General features: G+C 50.5%; 28 protein-coding genes. 22 read left to right on the top strand and 6 right to left on the bottom strand.

Annotated elements, in window-relative coordinates; genetic code table 11:
- The first annotated feature begins 7 nt into the window (after positions 1-7).
- The 6 genes from dapF to CCE91_RS08810 all read left to right on the top strand — a co-directional run bounded on the left by dapF (position 8) and on the right by CCE91_RS08810 (position 5,971).
- Positions 8-832 (top strand): diaminopimelate epimerase, encoded by an 825-nt coding sequence (gene dapF, locus CCE91_RS08785; protein WP_198678028.1) that lies wholly within the window; start codon positions 8-10, stop codon positions 830-832.
- Complete coding sequence (locus tag CCE91_RS08790) at positions 829-1,551, top strand: DUF484 family protein (RefSeq protein WP_086434918.1); 723 nt, start codon at positions 829-831, stop codon at positions 1,549-1,551. The genes dapF and CCE91_RS08790 overlap by 4 nt, the downstream gene beginning before the upstream one ends.
- Positions 1,538-2,440 carry a tyrosine recombinase XerC gene (xerC, locus tag CCE91_RS08795; RefSeq protein ID WP_086434919.1) on the top strand — a complete coding sequence of 301 codons (903 nt, stop codon included), beginning with the start codon at positions 1,538-1,540 and terminating at the stop codon, positions 2,438-2,440. The genes CCE91_RS08790 and xerC overlap by 14 nt, the downstream gene beginning before the upstream one ends.
- Positions 2,441-2,477: 37 nt before the next feature.
- Positions 2,478-3,191 carry an HAD-IA family hydrolase gene (locus tag CCE91_RS08800; RefSeq protein ID WP_234996307.1) on the top strand — a complete coding sequence of 238 codons (714 nt, stop codon included), beginning with the start codon at positions 2,478-2,480 and terminating at the stop codon, positions 3,189-3,191.
- Between the two features lie 84 nt (positions 3,192-3,275).
- The gene (gene uvrD / locus CCE91_RS08805; RefSeq protein ID WP_086434920.1) at positions 3,276-5,468 is read left to right on the top strand and encodes a DNA helicase II; all 2,193 of its coding nucleotides are present in this window, start codon (positions 3,276-3,278) and stop codon (positions 5,466-5,468) included.
- A gap of 80 nt (positions 5,469-5,548) precedes the next feature.
- Positions 5,549-5,971, top strand: coding sequence for an OsmC family protein (locus CCE91_RS08810; RefSeq protein WP_086434921.1), 423 nt, complete (start codon positions 5,549-5,551; stop codon positions 5,969-5,971).
- Positions 5,972-6,063: 92 nt separating this feature from the next.
- Here CCE91_RS08810 and gloA read toward each other — a convergent pair whose 3' ends face one another.
- Positions 6,064-6,618 (bottom strand): lactoylglutathione lyase, encoded by a 555-nt coding sequence (gene gloA / locus CCE91_RS08815; protein ID WP_086434922.1) that lies wholly within the window; start codon positions 6,616-6,618, stop codon positions 6,064-6,066.
- Positions 6,619-6,640: 22 nt separating this feature from the next.
- On the opposite strand from gloA, the gene CCE91_RS08820 reads away from it, so the two are divergent.
- Positions 6,641-6,895 carry a GIY-YIG nuclease family protein gene (locus CCE91_RS08820; protein ID WP_086434923.1) on the top strand — a complete coding sequence of 85 codons (255 nt, stop codon included), beginning with the start codon at positions 6,641-6,643 and terminating at the stop codon, positions 6,893-6,895.
- On the opposite strand, the gene rarD is transcribed toward CCE91_RS08820, so the two are convergent.
- The gene (gene rarD / locus CCE91_RS08825) at positions 6,873-7,805 is read right to left on the bottom strand and encodes an EamA family transporter RarD (protein WP_086434924.1); all 933 of its coding nucleotides are present in this window, start codon (positions 7,803-7,805) and stop codon (positions 6,873-6,875) included. The genes CCE91_RS08820 and rarD overlap by 23 nt on opposite strands.
- A 148-nt stretch (positions 7,806-7,953) precedes the next feature.
- Between rarD and recQ the strand changes: the two genes are divergently transcribed.
- Positions 7,954-9,774, top strand: coding sequence for a DNA helicase RecQ (recQ, locus tag CCE91_RS08830; protein WP_086434925.1), 1,821 nt, complete (start codon positions 7,954-7,956; stop codon positions 9,772-9,774).
- 19 nt (positions 9,775-9,793) lie between these two features.
- Here recQ and CCE91_RS08835 read toward each other — a convergent pair whose 3' ends face one another.
- Entirely contained in the window at positions 9,794-10,420 is a 627-nt protein-coding gene (locus CCE91_RS08835) for a LysE family translocator (RefSeq protein WP_086434926.1), read from the bottom strand.
- Between the two features lie 144 nt (positions 10,421-10,564).
- Between CCE91_RS08835 and CCE91_RS08840 the strand changes: the two genes are divergently transcribed.
- On the top strand, positions 10,565-11,551 hold the full coding sequence (locus tag CCE91_RS08840; RefSeq protein WP_198678024.1) for a Vgb family protein: 987 nt from the start codon (positions 10,565-10,567) through the stop codon (positions 11,549-11,551).
- A gap of 30 nt (positions 11,552-11,581) precedes the next feature.
- On the opposite strand, the gene CCE91_RS08845 is transcribed toward CCE91_RS08840, so the two are convergent.
- A complete protein-coding gene (locus tag CCE91_RS08845; RefSeq protein WP_086434927.1) occupies positions 11,582-11,872 on the bottom strand; it encodes an encapsulin-associated ferritin-like protein in 291 nt (96 codons plus the stop codon).
- 115 nt (positions 11,873-11,987) lie between these two features.
- Positions 11,988-13,328 (bottom strand): alkaline phosphatase, encoded by a 1,341-nt coding sequence (locus CCE91_RS08850; protein ID WP_086434928.1) that lies wholly within the window; start codon positions 13,326-13,328, stop codon positions 11,988-11,990.
- Between the two features lie 247 nt (positions 13,329-13,575).
- On the opposite strand from CCE91_RS08850, the gene CCE91_RS08855 reads away from it, so the two are divergent.
- From CCE91_RS08855 to CCE91_RS08865, 3 genes are read left to right on the top strand one after another with little or no spacing between them, the layout of a single operon-like run.
- Positions 13,576-14,934 carry a M28 family metallopeptidase gene (locus CCE91_RS08855; protein WP_234996318.1) on the top strand — a complete coding sequence of 453 codons (1,359 nt, stop codon included), beginning with the start codon at positions 13,576-13,578 and terminating at the stop codon, positions 14,932-14,934.
- A 23-nt stretch (positions 14,935-14,957) separates the two neighbouring features.
- The gene (locus tag CCE91_RS08860) at positions 14,958-15,401 is read left to right on the top strand and encodes a nucleoside deaminase (RefSeq protein WP_086434929.1); all 444 of its coding nucleotides are present in this window, start codon (positions 14,958-14,960) and stop codon (positions 15,399-15,401) included.
- An 18-nt stretch (positions 15,402-15,419) separates the two neighbouring features.
- Positions 15,420-16,553 carry a threonine aldolase family protein gene (locus CCE91_RS08865; RefSeq protein ID WP_234996308.1) on the top strand — a complete coding sequence of 378 codons (1,134 nt, stop codon included), beginning with the start codon at positions 15,420-15,422 and terminating at the stop codon, positions 16,551-16,553.
- Here the strand turns inward: CCE91_RS08865 and CCE91_RS08870 are convergent.
- Positions 16,550-17,014 carry a tellurite resistance TerB family protein gene (locus CCE91_RS08870; RefSeq protein ID WP_086434930.1) on the bottom strand — a complete coding sequence of 155 codons (465 nt, stop codon included), beginning with the start codon at positions 17,012-17,014 and terminating at the stop codon, positions 16,550-16,552. The genes CCE91_RS08865 and CCE91_RS08870 overlap by 4 nt on opposite strands.
- A gap of 215 nt (positions 17,015-17,229) precedes the next feature.
- Between CCE91_RS08870 and CCE91_RS08875 the strand changes: the two genes are divergently transcribed.
- The 10 genes from CCE91_RS08875 (at position 17,230) to CCE91_RS08920 (ending at position 25,106) form a co-directional block, all read left to right on the top strand.
- On the top strand, positions 17,230-19,104 hold the full coding sequence (locus CCE91_RS08875) for a DUF885 domain-containing protein (protein ID WP_234996309.1): 1,875 nt from the start codon (positions 17,230-17,232) through the stop codon (positions 19,102-19,104).
- Positions 19,105-19,237: 133 nt separating this feature from the next.
- A complete protein-coding gene (locus CCE91_RS08880; RefSeq protein ID WP_086434931.1) occupies positions 19,238-20,227 on the top strand; it encodes a tetratricopeptide repeat protein in 990 nt (329 codons plus the stop codon).
- Positions 20,228-20,242: 15 nt separating this feature from the next.
- Entirely contained in the window at positions 20,243-20,872 is a 630-nt protein-coding gene (locus tag CCE91_RS08885; RefSeq protein ID WP_086434932.1) for a DUF2238 domain-containing protein, read from the top strand.
- Between the two features lie 12 nt (positions 20,873-20,884).
- Positions 20,885-21,694: a copper resistance protein NlpE N-terminal domain-containing protein gene (locus CCE91_RS08890; RefSeq protein ID WP_086434933.1), complete on the top strand. Its 810-nt coding sequence runs from the start codon at positions 20,885-20,887 to the stop codon at positions 21,692-21,694.
- On the top strand, positions 21,691-22,056 hold the full coding sequence (locus tag CCE91_RS08895; RefSeq protein WP_086434934.1) for a DUF3703 domain-containing protein: 366 nt from the start codon (positions 21,691-21,693) through the stop codon (positions 22,054-22,056). The genes CCE91_RS08890 and CCE91_RS08895 overlap by 4 nt, the downstream gene beginning before the upstream one ends.
- Complete coding sequence (locus CCE91_RS08900; protein WP_086434935.1) at positions 22,056-22,637, top strand: uracil-DNA glycosylase family protein; 582 nt, start codon at positions 22,056-22,058, stop codon at positions 22,635-22,637. The genes CCE91_RS08895 and CCE91_RS08900 overlap by 1 nt, the downstream gene beginning before the upstream one ends.
- Before the next feature lie 18 nt (positions 22,638-22,655).
- Positions 22,656-23,054: a PH domain-containing protein gene (locus CCE91_RS08905; RefSeq protein ID WP_086434936.1), complete on the top strand. Its 399-nt coding sequence runs from the start codon at positions 22,656-22,658 to the stop codon at positions 23,052-23,054.
- Between the two features lie 118 nt (positions 23,055-23,172).
- Entirely contained in the window at positions 23,173-24,003 is an 831-nt protein-coding gene (panB, locus tag CCE91_RS08910; protein WP_086434937.1) for a 3-methyl-2-oxobutanoate hydroxymethyltransferase, read from the top strand.
- A complete protein-coding gene (locus CCE91_RS08915; protein ID WP_086434938.1) occupies positions 23,996-24,508 on the top strand; it encodes a GNAT family N-acetyltransferase in 513 nt (170 codons plus the stop codon). Before panB ends, CCE91_RS08915 begins: the two co-directional genes overlap by 8 nt.
- 112 nt (positions 24,509-24,620) lie before the next feature.
- Positions 24,621-25,106 carry a hypothetical protein gene (locus tag CCE91_RS08920; RefSeq protein ID WP_234996310.1) on the top strand — a complete coding sequence of 162 codons (486 nt, stop codon included), beginning with the start codon at positions 24,621-24,623 and terminating at the stop codon, positions 25,104-25,106.
- Positions 25,107-25,187 lie beyond the last annotated feature (81 nt).

Raw genomic sequence — 25,187 nt, forward strand, 5'->3', positions numbered from 1 at the left:
CATTATGCTGTTAAATTTTTCGAAAATGCACGGGCTTGGCAACGACTTTGTCGTCATCGACAATGTGACGCAGAACATGTACGTGAACGTTGAGCAAATCCGCCAGTGGGCAGACCGCCACCGGGGCATTGGTTTCGATCAGTTGTTGCTGGTAGAACCGCCATACGACCCGGATTTGGATTTTCACTACCGCATTTTTAATGCCGACGGCAGTGAAGTTGGCCAATGTGGTAACGGCGCCCGTTGCTTTGCCAGTTTTGTCAGAATGAAAGGTTTGAGCACCAAGAACCACCTGAAGGTGAGCACGAAAACCGGCAAAATGAGCCTGCATCATGAGAAAGACGGCACTGTAACGGTCGTAATGGGCGAGCCGCAGTTTGAGCCACAAGATGTGCCTTTTAAAGCCAATAAAGTAGAGCAAACCTATGTGCTGCGCGATGGCGATGACACTATTTTGTGCGGTGTCATGGGCCTTGGTAACCCGCATTGTGTGTTAGAAGTTGACGACATAAACACGGCGCCAGTGAAAGAACTGGGCGCGCGCTTAACGCAGCATGAACGCTTTCCCGAGGGTGTGAACGTCGGGTTTATGCAAATAGTTAACCGCGACGAAGTACGCTTGCGGGTATTTGAGCGCGGCGCTGGTGAAACTCAGGCCTGCGGTAGCGGCGCCTGTGCAGCTGCAGTACTGGGTATGCGGCAAGGAAAATTAAACGAACAGGTGGCGGTAAAGCTACCCGGTGGTACACTTACAATTCGCTGGCGCGAAGGCCAGCCGGTTCGAATGACCGGACCGGTACAACATGTTTTTGATGGACAAATGCAGTTATGACACAAGAAGCAAAAAAAACCGATCAAACGCGCATTGACGATAGCCTGATTGTGGATTATCTGCAGGAAAATCCGGATTTCTTCGATCGCCATCCGCAGCTGTTAGAGCAGTTAAAAGTTACCCACTCTGCCCATGGTGCTATTTCGTTGGTAGAACGCCAGCAGTTAGTGCTGCGCGAGCGTATTCGCATGCTGGAAGAAGAGATCACCGACTTAATGGTGAATGCGCGTCGCAACGAAGACATTTTCCGCCATTACAGCGCGCTGTATGAGCGACTGCTGCAGTGTGAAACCTTGAACGAGGTAGCGGCAAGCTTACAGGCAACCTTCGCCGAACAACTGCAGTTACCAGCACTAACGCTGAAGTTTTTTGACAGCCCGCTGGATTTGCCAGAGCAATTTACCTTTACCGCCGATACTCACAAGCAGTTACTGAGCAAGCGCTTCCAGAATACCACTATGTACTTAGGGCGTTTAACCAGTGCCGAACAGCGCTTGTTGTTCCCGGAAAAAAACATTGAGTCGGTGGCGTTAATGCTCCTGGGCGACAATGGCGAATTGGGCATGCTGGCTATTGGCAGCGACGACGCCAGCCATTTTGAGCCGGCCATGGACAAGCTACTGGTAAGCCAACTGCAAACCTTGCTGAGTGCTATTTTACCGCCGCTGGTGCAACAGCCGGCACTGGCACGCGCCGCAGGAAGCCATGACCCTAGCTGAGTTGATTCCCGCCTTTGTAAAACACCTCGCCGGTGAGCGAGGTTTGGCAGAGCTCACCTTAAAAAGTTACCAACGAATTTTAATTGAAAGTTGTGCGGCGCTGGAAGATCAGGGCATTACTAAACCGGCGCAGCTCAACCCTGCCGTACTTGAACGCCTGATGATGCAGTGGCGGCGCCGGGGTTTAGGCAGTCGCTCCATTGCCTTATATTTGTCCGGCTGGCGCACGTTTTGTCAGTACTTAGTGCGGCAACAGCTCCTTACCAGCAACCCGGCACAAACTCTGAAAGCCCCCAAGCAAGCCAAGCGCCTGCCGAAAAACCTCGATGTAGACAGCATTAGCCAGTTACTAAAGCTGCCACAGGACGAGCCCTTGGCTATTCGTGATGCCGCCATTATGGAGCTCATGTACTCCAGTGGGTTGCGTTTAGCAGAGCTAGTGGGCTTAGATGTAGATGCCATTAATCCGCGCCACCGCGAACTGCGTATTACCGGTAAAGGGAATAAAACCCGCATTGTGCCTTATGGGCGCTACGCGTCGGATGCCTTGCAAACCTGGTTAAAGCTGCGAACCAGCTGGTTAGCGGAAGGGCAACCGGAATTGGCGTTGTTTATTACGCAGCGCAAGCGTCGTATGAGTCAGCGCACCGTACAGCAACGGCTGAATTACTGGGGGCAGCGGCAGGGTTTAGCTGGCGCTTTGCACCCGCACAAACTCCGCCATTCGTTTGCCTCGCATATGCTCGAGGCTAGCGGTGACTTGCGGGCCGTGCAGGAACTGTTGGGGCACGCCAATTTAAGTACCACTCAGGTGTATACGCATCTTGATTTTACCCATTTAGCTAAGGTGTACGACAGCGCGCATCCCCGCGCCCGCAAGAAAAGTTAGTTCACACAATTTATAGTCGCAAAAGGACACGTCAGGCATGTTGGAGTTTTATCGTCGTTTTCATCATCCGCAAGTTATCAGCTTCGATCTGGATGATACTTTGTACGATAACGTGCCGATTATGCAGCGATCGGAAGCGAACGTGCATAAATTCCTGCAGCAGGAATTTCCCGCCACTAAAGCCTGGCAAATAACCGACTGGCAACGTTTACGGCAACAGATTATGCGTGAAGACGTTAGTTTGGCTAGCAACATGACCTTGCTGCGGCTGGCCACTTTGGAGCGCGGCTTAGCGCAATTTGACGTGGCCGACCCCAAGGCTGGCGCTAAGCGCGCTCTGGAAGTTTTCTTAAGTTCGCGCAGTCAACTGGAGCTAAGTGATGAAGCCCATGATCTGCTGCGCTCGTTAACCAAAAACTATCAGGTTATTGCCATTAGTAACGGCAATGTTGAAGTGCCGAAAACCCCGCTGGCCGAGTATTTTGAGCATGTGTTTCAGCCTACTGAACAGCGCCGCGGAAAACCACACAGTGATATGTTCGAAGCTGCTATGCAGGCTTATCCAACTATTGCCCCGCAGGGCTTTTTGCACGTAGGTGATCATCCGGTGTCCGATGTACTGGGTGCGCATCGGGCGGGTTGGCAAAGTGCCTGGTTTAAAGGCGGATTAGGTCGCGCCAATGAGCTAAAGGTACTGCCAAACTTTGCCTTTGGCGAGCTGTCTGAACTGCAACGGATACTGTCCAGATAACTGGTTGCATATACAGTATAAGCTCAGTACACTGCCACTCAATACGGCATTCAGTCACCTTATTAGTTATTTAAGAGCATGCGCATGGCCACACATCCACTACTTGCACAACTAAACGAAAAACAACAGCAGGCAGTTGCCGCCAGTGAGCGCAACATGCTGGTGCTGGCCGGTGCCGGCAGTGGTAAAACGCGGGTGCTGGTGCATCGCATTGCGTGGTTGTTGCAACAGCAGCAGGTATCGCCCTACAGCATCTTAGCGGTTACTTTTACCAATAAGGCCGCAGCCGAAATGCGCGGTCGCGTAGAAGAGCTGCTGGGTAGCTCGGTACGGTCCATGTGGATTGGCACCTTCCACGGTTTAGCGCACCGGTTACTGCGTGCGCATTACATGGACGTAGGTTTACCGCAAAACTTTCAAATTCTGGATTCAGACGACCAGCAGCGTTTAATCAAACGCATTATCCGTTCACTGAACTTGGATGAAAAGCGCTGGCCGCCCAAACAGGCACAGTGGTTTATCAATGCCAAAAAAGACGAAGGCCTGCGGGCGCACCATTTAGACGGTTACGATATTACCGAGCGCACCCTGAAAGAGGTTTATCAGGCCTATCAGGATTCCTGTGACCGTGCCGGGCTGGTTGATTTCGCTGAATTGCTGCTGCGCGCGCAAGAGTTAATGCGCACTAACAAAACCGTTCGCGAGCACTATCAGCGCCGTTTCCGCCATATTCTGGTGGACGAGTTTCAGGACACCAACGCGATTCAGTACGCCTGGATACAGCTGTTTTCAGGCGTTGGTGACCCTTCGGTAGAACCCAATTACGTGACTATTGTGGGTGACGACGATCAGTCTATTTACGGCTGGCGCGGCGCCAAAGTAGAGAACATTCAGCAGTTTCTGGATGACTACGACAATGTGCTGACCATTCGGCTGGAACAAAACTACCGCTCTACCGGCACCATTTTGGAAGCTGCGAATACGGTTATTGCCAATAACTCTGATCGCCTTGGTAAAGATTTATGGACTGACGGCAATGCCGGCGAACCCATACATTTGTATGCCGCCTTTAATGAGATGGATGAAGCACGGTACATTACCGGCCGCATTGAAGAGTGGCATCAGCAGGGCAATGCATTGTCCGATTCAGCCATTTTGTATCGTAGCAACGCCCAGTCGCGGGTGTTAGAAGAAGCCTTACTGCATGCGCGTATCCCATATCGTATTTATGGCGGCTTACGCTTCTTCGATCGGCAGGAAGTAAAAGACGCGCTGGGCTATTTGCGCTTAATGGCGAACCGCCAAGACGATGCAGCGCTGGAGCGGGTTATTAACACCCCAACCCGCGGTATTGGTAATCGCACTATAGATATTATTCGCCAGGCTGCGCGTGAACGCAGCACTACCATGTGGGACAGCGCGCGTTATTTGGTGGGAGAAAAAACCCTAAGTGGCCGGGCGCGTAACGCGGTAAACGACTTTTTAAACCTGATTGATGAGTTAGAAGACATCACCGCTGATTTCAGTCTTGGGCGCCAAACCGACACCGCCATTAAGAAAAGCGGGTTGCTGGCCATGTACGAGTCTGAAAAAGGCGAGAAAGCTGAAACCCGGGTTGAGAACTTAAAAGAGCTGGTGAACGCCTGCGATCATTTCCGTGAGCTGGAATCAGATGAAGATTTAACGCCGCTGAATGCCTTTTTAGCTCATGCCGCGCTAGAGTCTGGCGACGAACAGGCCGATGAGCATCAGGATGCCGTGCAGCTCATGACACTACACAGCGCCAAAGGGCTGGAATTCCCGCTGGTATTTATGACCGGCGTCGAAGAAGGCATGTTTCCGTCGCAGCAATCTATGGATGAAGCGGGCCGGTTAGAAGAAGAACGTCGGCTATGTTACGTCGGCATGACCCGGGCTATGCAGAAGTTAGTAATCACTTACGCTGAACAACGCCGTATCTATGGGCAGGAATTGTTTCACAAAGTGAGTCGCTTTATTGGCGAGATACCGCCGGACTGCCTGCACCATGTGCGCATGCAAACGCAGGTAGAGCGTCGTACCGATCAGGATTTCGGTCGTTTTCATACGGGAGCCAGCCACGAAGCTTTCGAGCAAACTGGTTATCAACTAGGTCAGCGAGTTCGGCATAGCAAGTTTGGTGAAGGCACCGTGTTGAATTACGAAGGCACCGGGCCGCAAAGTCGCATTCAGATTAATTTCGACGATTTAGGCAGCAAATGGCTGGTGGTTGCCTATGCTCGGTTAGAATCGTGTTAAGTCGATAGCCTTCCCACAAAACTGATCTATGCTTAGGTTTCTCTGGTATGTAATAACACATTCCAACAAGGAGGACTGATATGAAACGCAACGCATCAGCACAATGGAAAGGCGGTCTAAAAGACGGCAAAGGTACTATTTCAACCGACAGTGGCGTGCTTGATAACACGCAGTATTCATTTGGTACCCGCTTCGAAAATGGCAAAGGAACGAATCCTGAGGAGCTTATTGCCAGCGCTCACGCAGGCTGTTTTTCAATGGCCTTGTCAATGATGTTAGGTGAAGCAGATGTGACCCCTGACAGCATAGACACCAAGGCAAGCGTCAGTTTAGAAGAAGACGACAGCGGCTTCTCAATCACCAAGATACATCTGGACGTAAAAGTAAAAGCCAGTGGTATCGACAATGACGAATTCCAGAAAATTGCTGGAAAAGCGAAGGACGGTTGTCCGGTAAGTAAAGTATTACGTGCCGACATTTCCATGAGCGCAAGTTTAAACTAACGCACTTGGCAATCAGAGTTCGATGCAAGATTTGAAAAAGGCCTTACCAATTCCGGTAAGGCCTTTTTTATTGGCTCGAGTAAAGGGGCGACTTAGCCAAGCAATTTCTTTAAGGCGCCTGGCTGTAGCTCGGGGGTGAATATTTCAATCCAGTAGCCGTCCGGGTCTTTAATGAACGCCATGTCGCGCATAGTGCCTTCATTCGGTTTCTTCTGAAACTCAACACCCAGTTTTTCGAAGCGCTGGCAGGCAAGATTCACGTCCGGCACAGCAAAACCTATATGGCCAAAGCCTTTCGGGTCGGAATTACCATTGTGATAATCCACGTCCGGATCATCTTCATCGCCCCAGTTATGGGTTAATTCCAGCAACGCCGGGCGGCCGAAGGTTTCTTTGATGCGAGTTTCTTCGTCTTGGGACCAGTTTCCTTGCTCACCTTCTTCTACAATCGCAAGAAAATATAACGAGAACTTCATGCTTGGAAAATCAAGGCGTTTCACCAGTGTCATACCTAAGGTTCCGGTATAAAAAGCCAGCGACCGCTCGGGCGATTTAATGCGCAGCATGGTTTGATTTAGCACAAAACCTTTAGTTTCTGGTGCGCGCTCTTCACTTAATCCTTCAGCTTGGTCAAAATGACGACTCATAGTTGTCCTCCGTGGTGGAAAAATGAATAACTGGTATGTCTATATAGTGCGTTGCGCCGATGAAAGTTTATATACCGGCGTCACTATTGATTGTGACCGACGCGTTAATGAACATAACAATGATAGCAAACTAGGCGCCCGCTATACGAAAACCCGGCGACCAGTTGCGCTGGTGTGGCAAGAAAGCTGGCCGGATCGTAGCAGCGCCATGCGGCGTGAAGCCGCGATTAAACGCATGACCCGGCAGCAGAAACTTAAGCTTGTTGATTGCGGATAACGGCCTGTTTATTTGCCCGGCGCTGACGCTGCTGGTGTATTAATGAGTCGGCACTGTAAAGCGCCAATGCCGCCCAAATAATCACGAAGGTGACTAATTTATCGGCCGCCAGAGGCTCGCCATACACCGCCACCGCCAGAATGAACATCAGGCTGGGGCCAATATATTGAAAGAACCCAAGCGTGGAATAGCGAATCCGCTGCGCCGCGGCGGTGAAGCACAACAAGGGCACGGTAGTAACTACCCCGGCGAGCAACAACAAACCGTTTAAGCCCCAACTGTTAGCGGTTAAATCGCTGGTCGCTGAATCCGCAAACATAAGCATGTAAATCAGCATCATGGGCAGTAACAGCAAGGTCTCCAGCCACAATCCGGTAATAGAATCCACTGGCAGGCGCTTGCGAATGGCCCCGTAAATAGCAAAGCTAAAGGCCAGAGTGAGTGCTATCCAGGGTACCGAGCCAAAAGAAACAATCTGAATGAGCACACCGGTAACAGCCATAGCTATGGCCACTAACTGTATCGCGCGCATGCGTTCCGAGAAAAACAGCATACCAATGGCCACATTTAATAGCGGGTTAATGTAGTAGCCCAGGCTTGCGTCCAGCATGTGGTTATTATTTACCGCCCAAATAAATAAGAACCAGTTGCCGCCAAGTAACAAGGTAGCAACCAGCAGCCGGAGCATGTGTGAAGGGTTTCTCATGACCGGGCCAATGCGATTTAAGCGACGCAGGCCAATAATAAGTGCCAGCACAATCACAAAAGCCCAAATAATGCGGTGGGCTAAAATTTCGAAAGCCGGAACCTGGGCTATCAATTTAAAATAAACCGGCGCTATGCCCCATAAGGTGTATGCAGCGATGGCAAAAAATACGCCGTGGCGGGCGCGAACTGCGTCATCGGTCATGTTCCAGGCTTCCTTTGGTTTTTGGTTCGGTGTAAGCCTATTAACGCAGAGTTTATTGCGTAAATATAGCTTTGCCGGTGGTGCTTGCCCACGGGGATGCATACAATAGGGGCTACCTAAGTATGAAGTCAATGAGGCCGCAAAACTGATGTCGTTGTCGCTCCCCGCAGATGTGTCAAAAATCCTTGCCGACGTGTATGGCTATACCGCCTACCGGGAAGGGCAGGAAGCGGTGATGAGCGCGGCTATTCAAGGTCGCGACAGCTTGGTGCTAATGCCTACCGGTGGTGGTAAATCACTGTGTTATCAGTTGCCGGCCATGGTGGCTGATGGCATCACTTTGGTGATTTCCCCGTTAATATCCTTAATGCAGGATCAGGTAGAAGCCTTGCAGGCTATGGGTGTGGAAGCGGCGGCCTGGCACGGTAGCTTAACCGCCGAGCAAGGCAACCAGATTCAGGCAAAGCTGCAAGCGGGCACGCTAAAACTGCTTTACGTGAGCCCCGAGCGTGCGCTCATGCCGTTCTTTCTGCAACGGTTGCAAGGTTTGCCCATTGCCAATATAGCCATTGATGAAGCCCATTGTATTTCCCAGTGGGGGCACGACTTCCGCCCGGAATACGGGCAGTTGTATCGTTTACGCGAAGCCTTACCACAAGTACCGGTTATGGCCTTAACTGCTACCGCGGACGACACCACCCAACAAGACATTATTGAGCGGTTGCACTTACGTGACCCCTTTGTTTACCGTGGCTCCTTTGACCGCCCGAACATTCGTTATCTGGTGGAAGAAAAATTCAAACCTATGAAGCAGCTGCGTGATTACGTAAAACAGCAACGCGGCGCTTCCGGAATTGTTTACTGCGGCAGCCGCAAACGCGTAGAAGAATTGGCTGAACGCCTGCAGCAAGACGGCGTGCGGGCAGCGCCCTATCATGCCGGCCTTGAACATGAGCTGCGTGAACATACCTTGCGCGGCTTTGTGCGCGACGACATTGACGTGGTGGTGGCTACCGTGGCTTTCGGTATGGGCATTAATAAGCCCAACGTGCGTTTTGTGGCGCACTATGACGTGCCGCGTAGTATTGAAGCCTACTATCAGGAAACCGGCCGCGCCGGGCGCGACGGCTTACCTGCCGAAGGGGTGTTGTTCTACGATCCGAACGACGCTAACTGGGTGCGGCGCATGATTGAAGAGCAGCAAGACGAAGAACGCCGCCGCATTGAACGCCAGAAATTCACCGCCATGCAGGCCTTTGCCGAGTCGCAAACCTGTCGTCGCCTGGTGCTGCTGAACTACTTCAATGAGTATCGCGATAAGGGTTGCGGTAACTGTGATATTTGTCTGGACCCGCCAACTCAGTACGATGGCACTGTGGATGCCCAAAAAGCACTGTCTTGTGTGTATCGGGTAAGCCAGCAGTTTGGTATGAACCATGTTATTGATGTTCTGCGCGGAAGTAAGTCGCAGCGCTTAACCGAACTGGCGCACGACCAGCTTTCAACCTTTGGTATTGGTGCCGAGCAGAGTCAGGAATACTGGCAGTCGGTGTTGCGACAACTGATTCATCGGGGTTTGTTGGTGCAGAATATTCGGCGCTTTGCGGCGCTGGAATTAACCGAAGCGGCCCGGCCCATACTGCGTGGCGAAATAGCGCTGCAGCTGGCGCAACCGCGCCTGAACGTAACCGGCAAAACCCGGGTTACCGACCGCGGCGACTACGACAAAGTGCTGTTCCGCCGCTTACGTAAACTCCGTAAAGCTATTGCCGATAGCCAGGAAGTACCGCCATTTGTGGTATTTAACGACACCACCTTAATTGAAATGGCGCAGCACTTTCCTACCACCCAGCAGCAATTGCTGAGCATTACCGGGGTTGGCCAAACCAAGCTGGAACGCTACGGCGAAGAATTTATTGCCGCCATTACCAGCTATTTAGACGCCGATTCGGAGCCCATGTTTGGCTAGCCATGGCGGCTAACTGGTGTTAACCACCCATGGGCGTGAAGTAAAACTGCCACAGCTCATCCAGCACCGGAATAATGGAAAGTACCAGCAGTAGTGCCATGGAAATATTAAACACGCGCCTAACTACGGAATTAGTTAGTACCTTACGCAACATGGCGCCGAATAGTAACCAGACCCCGACACACGGGAAACTCATAAGCAGGAAGGCAAGTGTAATGCTGCCAACCTGCCAGAAAGTATTTCCGCTAACCGAGGTAAATGCAGCTACAGCGCCTGATGCCATAACCCAGGCTTTGCCGTTTACCCACTGAAATAAGGCAGCCTGAAAGAAGCTAAAAGGCTTTTGTTCGCGTTTTTCAATCGCTTTGGGCTCGGCCGAGCCAATACGCCACGCCAGCCAAAGCAAATAGATGACACCAAAAATCTTAATCAGCTGATGCAGGTTCGGAAAGCGATCGAACACGACCCCAAATCCCAGCCCTACCAGCAGCACCATTAATGGGAACCCTAAGCAAATTCCCAGAAAGTGCGGCAAACTTGCCCGAATGCCATAGTTCACGCCCGACGACATGATCATGACGTTATTGGGGCCCGGTGTTATGGTGGTTGAAAACGCAAAAAAGAGTACTGCAATAAAAATTTCCATATCTTCCCTTTGCTATTTTTACAGTGCTTTCACATTAATTCCGCTTGAAAAATAATCAACTAAACTATAGTTACCTTAGCAGAAATAGTTTTTTGCAATCTGCATCATTCTACAACGAACTCAGTTCAGATGAAGGAGAAAACTATGCTCAAGTGGATGCCGGTTACAACAGTTTGTATGGCCATGTGCTTGCTGCCCGCAAGTGCAGCGGCAGAAACCACCGTTGAGATTAAAGAGTGGCAGGTGCCTTGGCCAGAATCTCGTCCGCGTGACCCTTGGGTAAGTGGCCCTGATAGGGTGTGGTTTGTGGGTCAAAAGTCACATTATGCAGCAACCTTTAACCCTGAAACCGAAGAGTTCAAGCGCTACGATTTGCCTGATAACGCTGGCCCCCACACCGTGATTGCGGACGACCGAGGTGCCTGGTACGCGGGTAATATGTCGGACCATATTGGTTTAATTGGTCCTGAGTCTGGCGACATTGAAAAGTTCGTGTTGCCCGGTGAGGGGCGGCGCGATTCGCACACCATGGCGTTTACCAGCGAAGGTGATATCTGGTTTACTGCTCAGGGTGCTAATAAAATCGGCTTTTTAGATACCGATAGTAAAGAAATGACGCTGTATGACGTAAGCACCGAACGTGCGCGCCCTTACGGTATTGTGATACACAACGACCAGCCCTGGGCAACACTGTTCGGCAGCAATAAGCTAGCTACCTTTAAAGATGGTGAACTGGTGGAAATTGAGCTGCCCCGAGAACAATCCCGGCCTCGTCGTTTAGCGGTAACCGATGACGGCATGGTTTGGTACGTGGACTACGCACAAGGCTATTTGGGCCGCTATAACCCTGATAACGGTGAATTTAAAGAGTGGCGCGCTCCGGCCGAACATCGATCTATGCCTTATGGTATGAGTTCCGACAGCGAAGGTCGGTTATGGTTTGTTGAAACCGGTGTGCAGCCAAATCGAATGGTGGGCTTCGATCCTGAAACCGAAGAATTCACGGATCCCGTTGAAATTCCAAGTGGTGGCGGTACCGTGCGTCATATGTATTATGACGAAGCTACCAACAGCATTTGGTTTGGTGCCGATAGCAACACCATCGGCCGAGCTACGATTCAATCTGATTAAGTCAGCAAGAAGAGCGCATAAAAAAGGGCATCAATCGTGATGCCCTAATTTTTTGTCAGTAAATAGAATTTCGCGTAAGTATTTGTCGAATACCTTGTTGTTCCGACGAATCCATTCTAATGCCATGGCGGCATGCTCTATTTCTTCGTCCCGGTTGTGCTTCAGTATTGCTTTTAATTCGGCATCTTTACATGCATCTACCCGTTGATTATACCAATCAACAGCTTCTAACTCTTCCATCAGCGACACTGTAGCCCGGTGAAAATCACGGGTTTCATCACTAAGCTCTTCTACCGGCTCATGGTAGCCTTCATTTGCCATAAATAACTCCTAGGTTCTATGCAATTAAACGTCATTGAACGTATTCGTTATTAAGCCTAGTCGGGCAACCTGTTTTTGCAATACCAGTTCGGTAAATAGGTTCTGGCAGCCGGAACTAGCGAACTAGTTCCAGCAGCTGCTTACCAATTTCGGTGTTATCCATATAACCGCGGAATTTTTCGGCGTGCGGGCCGGTTGCCATAATAGGTACATCAACAGCAGTGTGGCCTGAGGTTGTCCAGCCGGTGCCAGTTAAGTCAGCGGTGGCATAAACCAGCGCCGCGTGAATGGCATCCTCGCGTTCCTCGGCATCGGTAATTTCCGCAGCGGCCATCAGTGGCTGCCAATGCTCGTCGGTTAACGGCAGGTTCAACCGCGGCGTTACATACTCACGCCACTGGTCGGCAGGCATCTCAGCCAGCGCTTTGCTCATCACATACACCGATGCTTTAATACCCATTACGCGTTCAGACAACCATTCATACACACCATCGCGACCTAATGTCAGGCCGCCGGTTGAGTGGTCAGCGGTAATCACCAGTAAGGTGTTCGGATGTTGCTGCTGGAATTCACGTACCACGGCTACCGCGTTCGCGAAGTCTTGCACTTCATGCACGGCGCAGGCGATATCGTTTGAATGTCCGCACCAGTCAATTTGGCTTCCTTCAATCATCAGTGCAAAAGGCTTGTCGTGCTGTTCTTCACTAAGCAATCGCAGCGCGTGCTCAGTCATGGTGGCTAACCGCGGCTGATCATCAATGGCGTGTGGTAAACCGATAGGCGCGAACAGGCCCATAGCTGGTAACTGATTCAAACCCGGCAGTTCATCAAACTCGGTAACCACCGTCATGCCTTGTTCCTGCAATTCCGGCAACCAGTTTTTGTCTTCCCGGTTAAAATGCGCGTAACCGCCGCCGAGCAGTAAATCGAAAGACCAGCGGCCGTCGTCGCGCTGGGTGGCGAATGAATCTGCAATTTGGTTATACATATTGCGTGACGGGTGGTGGGTAAAGAACGAAGCCGGGGTGGCGTGGGTTATCTGTGATGTAGATACCGCACCGGTTAACCAACCTTTGTCGCGAACCAGCTCCATAATGCTCTGTTGCGGGTGTTTGTCGGCGTCCATACCAATTGCACCATTGTAACTTTTCACGCCGGTAGCCAACGCGGTAGCGCTGGAGGCTGAGTCTGTTACCCAAGTATTGTCGTCCGGGTACGTAGTCGCGGCGCCACTGAGTAACTCGTCAAAAGGTGTTGATTCCAACTTGCCGGCATTGATATCGCTGATGGCATAGCGGTAAGCGCTAATAAACTCAAAGCCCATACCGTCGCCAATCATAAAAATGATATTCGGCGGTTGGGTTTCGCTCGTGGGTTCATTGGCGGTTACTGCACTGGAAAATCCAGCAAGCGAAGACAAACTAATAAGCGCCGCAATGGCAGCTGAGGTTTTCATGGTACAACCCTTATTCCAGACTAAAATGAATCTTAATGTGCCGCGATAATAGCATAGCCAATGTGACAGCGCGGTGACGAAATTTCCCCAAATACGGCTAATTGCATGCTGGTGTCGATTTGTAACCTGTTGGTTCTAGCTGTTCTGGGTTAAGGTGAAAGCACAATTTGAATCTAGACAACTTATCGTAAACTCAGGAGTTCCCATGGCGATGAATAAATCAGCCTTAGCTAAGTTACTGCCAGCTATGGCCTTAGCGGGTGGTTTCAGTACCGCAGCTGTTGCAGCTGAAAACCCACAAGTGGATTATCAGGATCAGGCAAAAATTCATGAGATAGTGGCGCAGGTATCGGCTGAAAATATTGAACGTGATATCGAAAAACTGGTGAGTTTCGGAACCCGCCACACGCTGTCTGAAACGGAGTCTGATACCCGTGGAATTGGTGCTGCGCGCCGCTGGATTAAAGCGGAATTTGAAAAGATTTCAGCCGCCTGTGGCAACTGCTTAGACGTGTATTTTCAGTCGCAGGTTATTGAAGGTGAAACCCGCATTCCGGATCCAGTAGAAGTGGTGAGTGTTATTGCTGTGCAAAAAGGCACCCAAGACCCGAACCGCTACGTGATTATGTCGGGTGATATTGATTCACGCGTTTCCGATGTTATGGATTTCACCTCCGATGCGCCTGGTGCCAACGATAACGCCTCCGGTGTTGCCGGTGCCTTAGAAGCCGCGCGAGTGCTGAGCCAGTATAAATTTGACGGCAGCATTGTGTATGCCGCGCTTGCTGGTGAAGAACAAGGGTTGTTTGGTGGCCGCATTATGGCCGAGCAAGCCAAAGCCGACGGCTGGAATATTGAAGCCGTACTGAACAACGACATGATCGGCAATATTGAAGGCATTAACGGCGTTATTAACAACACCACGGCTCGTATTTTCGCCGAGGGCACGCGTATGGATGAAACTGACCGTGAAGAAACCCGCCGTCGCTACACTGGTGGTGAAGTCGATTCGCCAACCCGAAATGTGGCGCGTTATGTGGATTGGGTAGCGGATCGTTATATTCCGAACCTAGACACAATGGTGGTATACCGGTTAGACCGATTTGGTCGTGGTGGTCATCACCGTCCGTTTAATGACCTTGGCTTTCCGGGTGTGCGCATTATGGAAACCAATGAAAACTACAATCGCCAGCATCAGGACTTGCGCACCGAAAACGGCATTGAGTACGGTGACACCATTGATGGGGTGAACTTCGACTACGCGGCCAAGCTGACATCGTTGAATGCGGCGGCGTTAGCGAATATGGCCTGGGCTCCGGCACCACCGGCAAAAGTAAGTATTGCTGGCGCCGTGAAGCCAAGCACCACCCTAAGCTGGAATAAAGTAAACGGCGCGGCGGGCTACAAAATTTACTGGCGTTACACCGATGCACCGCAATGGCAGTACAGCCGTTACGTGGGCGATGTAAATGAATTCACACTGGAAAATGTGGTTATAGATAACTATTACTTTGGTGTGGCCAGTGTCAGTGATGACGGTTTTGAAAGTCCGGTGGTGTTTCCGGGGCCAAGTGGCGCCTTTAGCATCAATCGCGATGACGACTAAATAAACGAAACAAAGGAGTTGCGATGACGCTTGATCCATTTATGCAGGCAGCCATTGAGGAAGCCGAAAAAGGTTTAGCCGAAGGCGGTATTCCAATTGGCTCGGTGCTGGTTCATCACGGCAAAATTATTGGTCGTGGCCATAACCGTCGGGTTCAGTCAGGTAGCCCTACCTTACATGGTGAAATGGATGCACTGGAAAACGCCGGACGCCAACCTGCCAAGGTGTATCAAGAGTCTACTTTGTATACCACGCTGTCTCCGTGCGCCATGTGCAGTGGCGCTATTTTACTGTACGGCATTCCAAAAGTTGTGATTGGTGAACATAAAACCTTTCTGGGCGAAGAGGAACTGCTGGTAAGCCGGGGCGTTGAGTTAGATGTTGTGCATAACGAACGTTGTGTTGAGCTAATGGACTTGTTCATTAGTGCTTCGCCAGAACTTTGGAACGAGGACATTGGCGAGTAAACAGCATTAGGAGCAAAAGTGGGTTATCGCACTTCAAGCCCGGAACTTCACCGGGCTTATCAGCAAGCCACCAAAGCGGCAAAGCATTCATTGCTGCGCCATCCCGGGCGGTCTATGGCAGCAACGCTGCGCTTACTGGCGGAGCGGGCGGAAGCTTACGCGGAACCCGACAACTACGGTGCTGGCGCGTTAATTGAAGACTTTGAAAAGCAGTTGGCGGCGGAGTTTAATAAACCCGCCGCCTTGTTTTTACCAAGTGGAACCCTGGCTCAGCCGGTAGCACTTAAAATTCACTGTGATAAAGCTGGCAATAATCGCATTGGTTTGCATCCTACCTCGCATTTACTGCTGCATGAACAGCAGGGTTATAGTGCTTTGTGGGGCTTGACCGCGGTTACGCTTGGCACGGCCAGCAAAGTGCTGACGGTTGCCGATTTAGAAGCACTTTCAACCACCCCAACAGAACTTCCTGCCGCCATAGTATTAGAACTACCCATGCGCGAGATTGGCGGACAGCTGCCGAGCTGGGATGACTTGTGCGCACAGGTGCGCTGGGCTAAATCGCATGGTATTGCTGTGCATATTGACGGCGCCCGTCTATGGCAATGTCCGGCAGCACTCAATCATAGCCTGGCCGAAATTGCGGCTTTGGCTGATTCGGTTTATGTGAGTTTTTACAAAGATATTGGCGGTATCGCTGGCGCACTCTTGCTGGGTGATGATAACTTTATTGCCGAAGCCCGCGTTTGGGTTCGTCGCGCCGGCGGCAACCTAATCAACTTATACCCATACATATTAGCGGCGCAGCAGGGCCTGGCCGAGAATGGCGGTGCGGTTAGCGACGCAGTAAGTTATGCGCGAGAATTGAGTACCATGTTGCAGGACATTGAAGGTGTACGGGTGAACCCAGCGCCCGCACAAACAGCAATGTTTCACCTGCATATTGCCTGCGAACCCGATGACCTGCTACAAGCGGTAATAGATTATGCAAACCAGCATCAGGTGATTATTTTGCCACAGCCCCGGGCGGTAGAGGGCGACTGCAGTGTTTGCGAAATTACTATTGGCCGTAATGCCATGCAGCAAGCTGCCAGTTTCTGGCATGAGCACCTGCGGAACTGCCTGCAGCCCATATTGGGAAAAGCAGACTAAGCGTTTGAGTTTTCTAATACCGTAATTTTCAAACGAATATAGTCGGCGTGCGAGATATAAAGTAAGTCAGCGATTTTTCGTAGCATAGCTTCTTCATGTGGATCCAGCGTTCCATCAGCATAGGCTGTTTGCCACAGTGCTTTAAAAATGGCCACGCGCTCGTGATACTCACCTTGTTTCACATGTTGGGTGAAATCCCGTAATGACACAGCATCGTCAGCCAGTTGCTGCGCGTGTTTAAAAACTTCGTCGGCAGCGGTTTCAGTAAGGCCCAGTTCGCTCTGCAGGTGATCTAGTACGGTAGTGCGCTCGGCGTCGTCCAACTCATGGTCGGCCTGAGCAATTTCCAGCATGAGCGCCACCGCCATTACTTGCGCGTGCGATAAACCCGCAACACCTTCCTGGATGTCAGTATTCGTTGATGCAGTGGTGCGAATAAGTTGTTGTAGGGCTCTGAACATGAAAGAAGTCTCCGTTAGCGGCGTTAGCTAAACCTATGTTTTTTGTAATAGTCTGTGAATAGGAACGAATTTAGCCGTAAAAAGTTCATTTTGGCAGGTATCTGTGCCTACTGCATGCTTGACTTGTGGCTGGCGATTATTCACATTGAAGCATGATCTATAACAATTATCTAAAACACCCTGATCAATTAACGAACTAACAAGGAAGCGGCACCATGCACCACTCAATGCGTCATTCACTCCTGGCCCTTACCATTATGGGCTTACTGGCCGGTTGCGGTCAGGATGCCAGCCAGTCGGTTCAGGCAACAGATCCACAACAACAACAGGCAAGCAGCGCTGAACAACAATCAGAATCTGAGCGTTTGAATGCCTGGTTCGACACCAAATACGAAGAACAACTGCTGCAAAGCCCAATTCAGTTAACCTTCTTAGGTCGCAAAGAACGTTACGGTGAAATTGATGACTTAACCCGTGCGGCAGAAAAGCGCCAGTTGGACTGGATGAAGCAAAGCGTTGAAGAGCTGAAAAATCAGTTTAACTACGACGAGTTAAGTGACGAAGCCAAAACCTCATACGACGTGTGGATGTTCCAGTATGAGCGCGCGAAAGACGCCGCAGAATTCCCGCATATGGATTATGTATTTGACCAAATGCGCGGAGCACACACCTTCCTGCCGCAAATTCTGATGAACTTCCATCAGGTTGAAAGTGAAAGCGACATGGAAGCGCTGATTAGCCGTATTGAAGGCGTTGGCACTGGTATTGAACAATTGTTGGTGCGTGCTAAGGAGCAAGTTGAGCATGGTATTCGTGCGCCACGTTTTGCTTATGAGCAAGTAACTAAAGAAGCCAAAGGCCTGATTGAAGGCGCGCCGTTTGACGACAGCGATGAAGATTCAAGCTTGTTTGGCAATGCGAAAATGAAAATCAACACCTTGCTTGAAGCTGGAGAAATTTCCGCTGAGCGAGCTGCTGAACTGGAACAGCAAGCGGCTGATGCCCTGGTGAACGAGTTTAAACCCGCTTATGAAAGCTTAATCACCTGGTTGGAAAGCGACATTGAAAATACCGCTGAAGTGGCAACCGGTGTAAGCCAGTTTGAAAACGGCATGGACTACTACAACATGCGTTTGAAAGCCTCAACCACCACCGACTTAACGGCAGATGAAATTCACAATATTGGTTTGGCCGAAGTTGAGCGCTTAACCAAAGAAATGAACGAAATTCGTGAGCGCGTTGGTTTTGAAGGCGACTTGCAGGAATTCTTTACCTTTATTCGTACCGACGAGCAGTTCTTCTATCCGAACAACGACGAAGGTGCTGAAGGTTATCTGGAAGATTCACGTAAATACCTGGCTTACATTGACGAGAAGCTACCTGAGTACTTCGGTATTTTGCCAAAAGCTGATTTGGTAGTGAAACGGGTTGAGCCTTTCCGTGAACAAGACGGCGCGGCACAGCATTACTTCCCGGGCACGCCTGATGGGTCTCGTCCAGGCGTATACTATGCGCATTTGTCAGACATGAGCTCTATGCCAAAAAATGAAATGGAAGCCATTGCTTACCACGAAGGTAGTCCGGGCCACCATATGCAGATTTCTATTGCACAAGAGCTAACCTCGGTACCAGAGTTCCGCACGCAAGCTGGCTTCACCGTATATTCTGAAGGTTGGGCGCTGTACTCCGAGCTACTGGCAAAAGAAATGGGTGCTTACGAAAGTGACTACACCGATTTTGGCCGCTTAATTACTGAAATGTGGCGTGCGGTGCGCCTGGTAGTTGATACCGGCTTGCACGCAAAAGGCTGGACCGAAGAAGAAGCCGTTGCTTATTTCCAGGAATACACGCCAATTGCTGAAGGTGCCGTGCGTTCAGAAGTACGTCGTTATCTGGTGATGCCGGGTCAGGCTACTTCGTACAAAATCGGTATGATTAAGATTCTGGAGCTGCGTGAAAAAGCACGTGAAGCGCTGGGTGACAAGTTTGATATCCGTGGTTTCCACGACACCATTTTGGGTGGCGGCGCCTTGCCATTACCTATTTTGGAGCGCCGTGTTGACCAGTGGATAGCGTCACAACAGGCATAAGCCGCACGAGTTTTACTGAACAGGCCCCTCACAATGAGGGGCTTTTTTTATAGGAATAGTAAAAACGCGCCGTTGTACGGCAAAATCGGCTACCATCAGAGTAATCCGAACTCATGACAAGGATGAATGACTAATGCGCAAAGCATTACTACAACTAATTGCCACTGCCGCTTTGTTAGTAACAACAGCGGCTGCCGCCGATGCGGAGCTGGATGAGGCCGTAACCGCATTTGAAAATGGCGACTTTGATACTGCCAGACAGGTGTTTGAGGCACATCCGAATCACCCTACGGCGTTAATGTACTTGTCGCAAATAGTGCGCAGAGAAGATCTTGATGAGTCAGAAGAACTCATAGACCAAGCTGTTGAACTGGCTCCTGACTACGCGGAAGCCCAATTTCAGCGTGGTATTACTATGGGTGCGCAAGCGAACACCTCGATTTTTTCCGCGCTTGGCTATGCCAAAAAGGCATTGCACAGCTTTCAGCGGGCGGTGGAGCTGGAACCTGAAACTGTGCTGTACCGACAAGGGCTCATGGGCTTTTATCTGGCGGCTCCGGGCATTGCCGGTGGCGACATGGAGCTGGCCTGGGAACAGGTGCAAGAAATTGCCAAGTTAGATGCTCGTTCAGGCATGATTGCCGAGTTGGATTACCTGCGTGCAGACGACCAGCAAGAAATATTTCAGCGCCGCCTAAAAGAGGCCGTTGAAACCCATAGCGAAATTCCTGATTTTTATTTTCTAGCCGGGCTGAATGCACAGGCTGAAACTGAATATCAGCGAGCGCATGAGTTATTTGTTGCGGGTAGCCAGCAACAAGCGCCCGATGAGCGCAGTGAGAAGGCGCGCTTGAGTGCGCTGTATCAGGTTGCCCGCACTGCGGTATTCAGCGGCAATCATGTGGCGGAAGGCACAGCCGCTATTGAAAGCTATTTAGACGAGAACCCGGGTAAACCAGATTTGCCAAGTCGCGACTGGGCCGAGTTTCGGCTGGCACAGCTATATCAGCTACAAGGTAACAGTGAACAGGCCGCAGAAATAACAAATCGCTTGGGAAACTCACAGGATGAATCGCTCACTAAAGCTATAAAAGAGCATCATCGTGAACTGGCCGGCAAATAACTAAAGGTATAAACCATGACAACCAAGCAACGAATAGCAATTGCCCTATGGTTAGCTGTATTTTTTGCCGTGCTCATATGGTCGGCCATTGAACCTAAGGATTACTTCGTTTGGTTTCTGGAAGCACTACCAGCCATTATTGCGGTGCTACTACTAGCTTATACTTATAAGCGGTTCCCGCTAACTCCGTTGCTGTATGTGCTGATCTTGGTGCACGCGGTTATTTTAATGGTAGGTTCCCACTTTACTTATGCGGAAGTGCCGTTGTTTGAGTCGTTTAAAGAGTGGTTTGGATTTGAACGAAATAATTATGACAAGCTCGGCCATTTGGCCCAGGGTTTTGTGCCCGCTATTCTGGCCCGCGAGCTGCTAATTCGGCATAGCGTGGTGAAGAGCCCGGCTTGGCGCAACCTGTTTATCATTTCAGTATGCCTGGCCTTTAGCGCTTTTTATGAGCTGATTGAATGGTGGGTGGCGGTAGCCTCGGGCTCCGGCGCTGACGCATTCTTAGGAACTCAGGGCTATATTTGGGACACGCAGTCAGACATGGGATTTGCGCTGTTAGGTGCTATTTTAGCTTTGCTAACGCTATCGAAATGGCATGATAAACAACTGGCGCAATTGGCCCGAACATCAACTGGTTAACAGGTGACAGCCATGTACCCTTACACATTGTCGCGTTTTATACTGGCGGTAGCGCTACTAACAGCGCTCGGCGCCTGCGCAGGTAAGCCGGACGGTGACAACACCAGTGCGCCGGACATGCACAACAGTCGCAACGCATTAGACTGGGCCGGGCCTTATAGCGGCGTACTGCCTTGTGACGACTGTGCCGGCATCTTTACCAGACTCAACTTAACCCCCGACAACAGCTATACATTACAAAGCCACTATCTTGGCAAAACAGGAACCGAGTTTCGCTCGCAGGGGCTGTTTTATTGGAATGACGCAGGGTCTCATATCATTCTGGATAATATGAATACCGAGCCCGCCGAATACCAAGTTGCGGAAGGGAGTTTGCTTCAGGTCAGTGCTACCAGTAAGCAACAGCATGCACTCAGTAAAACCATGCCAGCGGCACAAGCAAAGCAGCTTCTGACAAAACCCAGATACTGGCAATTGAAAACCCTGAATGGCGAGGCGGTTGAGGCCGAATATAAACTGGCGGAACCGGTGGTTTTTGGCTTTACTAAACATGGCATTGTGAGTGGCTTTCTTGGCTGTAACAGGTTTCGTAGCAGTTATCAGTTGAGCGACAACAACGGTATTGAGCTGGCGTTGCTGGCTACTACTAAAATGGCGTGTCAAACAGCAAACCCCGAGCAAGAATTGGCGGATTTAGTGGCGCAAACAGACAGCTATGTGCTGCAGGCAAATCAACTCACACTGCTAAGCACAGTGGCAGGCACTCTGGCCGTATTTGAGCCGGTAGCAGTGGAAGAGTCAGAGGGGAAGGAGGACGAATGAGTTATACCGACAATATTCGACCCTACGTGGAAGCTGAAATTAACTTAGCTGAACAAGCCCATGCGGCTGGGAATTCGAGCAAAGCCTTTACGCATCTGGAGAACGCCCATGTGCTGGGGCAAAACTCAACCCGTCTGCATGTGCGCACCCATTGGTTAATGCTGCGCTGGAGCGTGCGGGAACGACAGTGGCGTGAGTTGTTGGGGCAATTACTACGTATTGTTGGAGCCACCACTAAAACAGCTGTGGGCTTGGTTCCCACAGGTAACACCGGTGGAGCGAATGTGAGCCCGTTTAAGCCGATGCCGGTAAAACCCGAACTGGCTGAAATTATGGAGCGCGCAAGGAACGCACCGCTGTAATGAACTCAGAAACGCGCCAATTACTTGCGCAAATTCGAGCCTGCACTTTGTGTGAGAAGCACTTACCTCTCGGGCCGCGACCAGTGGTACAGTTTCATCCGAAGGCCCGCATTCTATTAGTTGGGCAGGCTCCGGGGCGCAAGGTACATGCATCAGGTAAGCCATTTGATGACGCCAGCGGTGATCGCTTGCGGAACTGGCTTGGGATAACTGCAGATACTTTTTACAACGCCAAACAACTGGCTATTGTGCCTATGGGGTTTTGTTATCCGGGCACTGGCAAGTCGGGCGATTTACCTCCACGACCTGAATGTGCCCCGGCATGGCGACATAAATTGCTACCGCATTTAGAACATCAGAAGCTAACCTTGGCTATTGGTCGTTATGCGCACGACTGGCATTTCAGCGGCCCTAAAATGACAGTTACAGAACGTGTGCAACGCTGGCGCGAGTACTGGCCCGAAATAGTACCTTTGCCACACCCTAGCCCTCGAAATAACTTATGGTTGCGCCGCAATCCCTGGTTTGAAACAGAATTGATTCCGCAGTTGAAGCAGCGTGTGCAACAACTGATCAATTGAGTTAAGGAGAACGCAGATATGGTATTTGAATCAAAAGTTGATAACTGGCTGCTGTCAATTCTGGGTCTGGGTATAGCCCTATCATTATCAGCCGCGGCGGTTTTGCTATTTTTGCTACCAACCGTACCTAATGTATTTCTGGCTGTGGTTATTCTTGCCACCGGTGTCGTGCTGCCATTTTGGTTAATATTGTCGACCAAATACACAGTAACGCAAAGCGAACTAAAAGTTCGTAGCGGCCCTTTTAAATGGGTGATTGAACGGAGCGAAATATCCTCAATTACTGAAACCCGCAGCCCATTGTCGAATCCCGCGCTTAGTCTTGATCGGTTACTCATTTGCTATGGTAACGACAAAAAACTAATGATTTCACCCGAAGACAAACAAGGCTTCCTAAAAGCACTTGGACAAGACTAAACAGTCAACTGTGTAGTAGTTTAAGCAGCCATGTGTACCTACCAATAACCTTGGGGAGTTACTAAAGTCCGGTCACTTTATGAGGCTAAGCGGCCTCTGAAAACTTGGACTTGAACGCATGAGTACGCATACCTCTACTAGCAAAATAACCACTACCAAAATACAAGCCATGAAAGGGCGCGGCCAAATTGTTTCGCTTACTGCCTATACCAAACCTATGGCAGCGCTTATGGACCCATACGTTGACCTTATTATTGTGGGTGACTCCACCGGTATGGTGGCTTATGGCTTTGACTCTACGTTGCCGGTTACGCTGGACATGATGATTCTGCATGGTGTAGCGGTAGTGCGCGGTGCCGAGCGTGCCTGTGTGGTTATTGATATACCGTTTGCCACCTATCAGGAATCAAAGGAGCAGGCTTACCGAAATTGCGCACGGGTATTAATAGAAACCGGAGCGCAGGCGGTGAAGCTAGAGGGCGGTATGGAGCTGGTTGAAACCGTTGATTTCCTGGTACAGCGGGGTATTCCGGTGATGGCGCATATTGGTTTGCGGCCGCAGCATGCCAACGTCATGGGTGGCTTTAAAGCGCAGGCTCGAACTGAGCAAACCACGGAGTTATTGATTAAAGAAGCATTGGCTTATCAACACGCGGGTGCCTTTTCGTTGTTAGTTGAAGGCGTGTTTGAAGCTGCTGCCCGGCGGGTTACCGAGGCCGTTGCAATACCAACCATTGGTATTGGCGCATCACCGGCGTGTGACGGTCAGGTGCTAGTGACTGAAGATATGCTTGGGCTATTTACCGACTTCACGCCAAAGTTTGCCAAGCAATATGTGAATCTGAGCTCCACTATAGCGAAGGTGTTTGCGGAATTTGAAACGGACGTTCGTAGTGGGAAATTCCCGGCCGACGAACATTGTTTTGGGATGAGTGCGAATCATGAGTAATGTCATTATCAGACCTGAATGTGCTAGCGATGAAGCGGCCATTGAACGTATTACCGTGTTAGCTTTTCGCGATGTGGAGCATAGCGATCAGAGCGAGCATGTGATTGTGAATACGTTGCGCAGTGCTGGCGCGCTCACTGTTTCTTTGGTGGCTGAACTTGCTGGTGAAGTTATCGGTCATGTGGCCATTTCACCGGTGGAAATCACCGATGGTAGCCTTAATTGGTATGGCCTTGGTCCGGTTTCTGTAGTGCCAGAGCAACAATCCCGAGGGGTTGGTTCGCAACTTATTTTTACTGCCTTGGCACAGTTGCAACAACGCGGTGCGGCTGGTTGCGTGGTGCTGGGCGAACCTGATTACTATCAACGTTTTGGTTTTCGGGCTGAACCTAAGTTGGTGCTGGCGAATGTACCGCCGGAATATTTTCAGGCGCGCGCATTCACCGCCGCAACCGCGCAAGGCTTTGTTCATTATCATGCCGCCTTTGGTATTGATAACGCCTAAGCGCTTAACGCAACTGCCTACGCAAGCAGTTCGCTATAACTAAGCTATACTGAAAGCGCAGTTAACCCATGTTAGCTGCAGTTGAGTTTTTTTCTTAGCAAGGTGGACTCTAATGCGCAGCCGTTTGTACTTTATTCCCGTTATGTTTATTAGCCTAGGCAGCCTGCTCATTAGTGGTTGTTCATCTTCGTCGGCCGTGGTGGTTGGCGAAACACGCCCGGCTATTACCCCTGAACAGGTCGTGCTTTATCTGGAACCACCTGAGGTGTACGAAGAAATCGCCTTTATTGAAGCTTCCAGCAAGGCATCCATGACCTTTTCAGAGCAAGCTAAAATGGACGTCATGATTGAGCGGTTAAAAAAAGAGGCGGCTAAACTTGGCGCTAACGGGGTGTTATTGCAAACCACTGGTGATCAGCAAAGTGGTGCGGTATCACTTGGCACCGGCGGTGGTACTCACTCGCGCAGCTCAAGTGTTGGTATTGGCATTGGAACCTCTATTGGTATGAGCGCAAAAGCAGGTAAGGGAATGGCTATATTTGTGCCGCAGCCTGAACCCGTACCCGTACCCGAACCCGAACCTGCCGAAGAGAATTAATTCGCCAGCCTGAGTTTGGGTAAACGCCCGGCTCTGGTATCATTCTGTGACTACTATTTCTAATCTTCAACAGGGTCACAG

This window comes from Pseudidiomarina planktonica, assembly GCF_900177775.1.
Lineage (GTDB): Bacteria > Pseudomonadota > Gammaproteobacteria > Enterobacterales > Alteromonadaceae > Pseudidiomarina > Pseudidiomarina planktonica.

Coding starts and splice junctions, on each gene's coding strand:
- CCE91_RS08790 (WP_086434918.1), top strand. CDS start 829: ATGACACAAGAAGCAAAAAAAACCGATCAAACGCGCATTGACGATAGC.
- xerC (WP_086434919.1), top strand. CDS start 1,538: ATGACCCTAGCTGAGTTGATTCCCGCCTTTGTAAAACACCTCGCCGGT.
- CCE91_RS08800 (WP_234996307.1), top strand. CDS start 2,478: ATGTTGGAGTTTTATCGTCGTTTTCATCATCCGCAAGTTATCAGCTTC.
- uvrD (WP_086434920.1), top strand. CDS start 3,276: ATGGCCACACATCCACTACTTGCACAACTAAACGAAAAACAACAGCAG.
- CCE91_RS08810 (WP_086434921.1), top strand. CDS start 5,549: ATGAAACGCAACGCATCAGCACAATGGAAAGGCGGTCTAAAAGACGGC.
- gloA (WP_086434922.1), bottom strand. CDS start 6,618: ATGAGTCGTCATTTTGACCAAGCTGAAGGATTAAGTGAAGAGCGCGCA.
- CCE91_RS08820 (WP_086434923.1), top strand. CDS start 6,641: ATGAATAACTGGTATGTCTATATAGTGCGTTGCGCCGATGAAAGTTTA.
- rarD (WP_086434924.1), bottom strand. CDS start 7,805: ATGACCGATGACGCAGTTCGCGCCCGCCACGGCGTATTTTTTGCCATC.
- recQ (WP_086434925.1), top strand. CDS start 7,954: ATGTCGTTGTCGCTCCCCGCAGATGTGTCAAAAATCCTTGCCGACGTG.
- CCE91_RS08835 (WP_086434926.1), bottom strand. CDS start 10,420: ATGGAAATTTTTATTGCAGTACTCTTTTTTGCGTTTTCAACCACCATA.
- CCE91_RS08840 (WP_198678024.1), top strand. CDS start 10,565: ATGCTCAAGTGGATGCCGGTTACAACAGTTTGTATGGCCATGTGCTTG.
- CCE91_RS08845 (WP_086434927.1), bottom strand. CDS start 11,872: ATGGCAAATGAAGGCTACCATGAGCCGGTAGAAGAGCTTAGTGATGAA.
- CCE91_RS08850 (WP_086434928.1), bottom strand. CDS start 13,328: ATGAAAACCTCAGCTGCCATTGCGGCGCTTATTAGTTTGTCTTCGCTT.
- CCE91_RS08855 (WP_234996318.1), top strand. CDS start 13,576: ATGGCCTTAGCGGGTGGTTTCAGTACCGCAGCTGTTGCAGCTGAAAAC.
- CCE91_RS08860 (WP_086434929.1), top strand. CDS start 14,958: ATGACGCTTGATCCATTTATGCAGGCAGCCATTGAGGAAGCCGAAAAA.
- CCE91_RS08870 (WP_086434930.1), bottom strand. CDS start 17,014: ATGTTCAGAGCCCTACAACAACTTATTCGCACCACTGCATCAACGAAT.
- CCE91_RS08875 (WP_234996309.1), top strand. CDS start 17,230: ATGCACCACTCAATGCGTCATTCACTCCTGGCCCTTACCATTATGGGC.
- CCE91_RS08880 (WP_086434931.1), top strand. CDS start 19,238: ATGCGCAAAGCATTACTACAACTAATTGCCACTGCCGCTTTGTTAGTA.
- CCE91_RS08885 (WP_086434932.1), top strand. CDS start 20,243: ATGACAACCAAGCAACGAATAGCAATTGCCCTATGGTTAGCTGTATTT.
- CCE91_RS08890 (WP_086434933.1), top strand. CDS start 20,885: ATGTACCCTTACACATTGTCGCGTTTTATACTGGCGGTAGCGCTACTA.
- CCE91_RS08895 (WP_086434934.1), top strand. CDS start 21,691: ATGAGTTATACCGACAATATTCGACCCTACGTGGAAGCTGAAATTAAC.
- CCE91_RS08900 (WP_086434935.1), top strand. CDS start 22,056: ATGAACTCAGAAACGCGCCAATTACTTGCGCAAATTCGAGCCTGCACT.
- CCE91_RS08905 (WP_086434936.1), top strand. CDS start 22,656: ATGGTATTTGAATCAAAAGTTGATAACTGGCTGCTGTCAATTCTGGGT.
- panB (WP_086434937.1), top strand. CDS start 23,173: ATGAGTACGCATACCTCTACTAGCAAAATAACCACTACCAAAATACAA.
- CCE91_RS08915 (WP_086434938.1), top strand. CDS start 23,996: ATGAGTAATGTCATTATCAGACCTGAATGTGCTAGCGATGAAGCGGCC.
- CCE91_RS08920 (WP_234996310.1), top strand. CDS start 24,621: ATGCGCAGCCGTTTGTACTTTATTCCCGTTATGTTTATTAGCCTAGGC.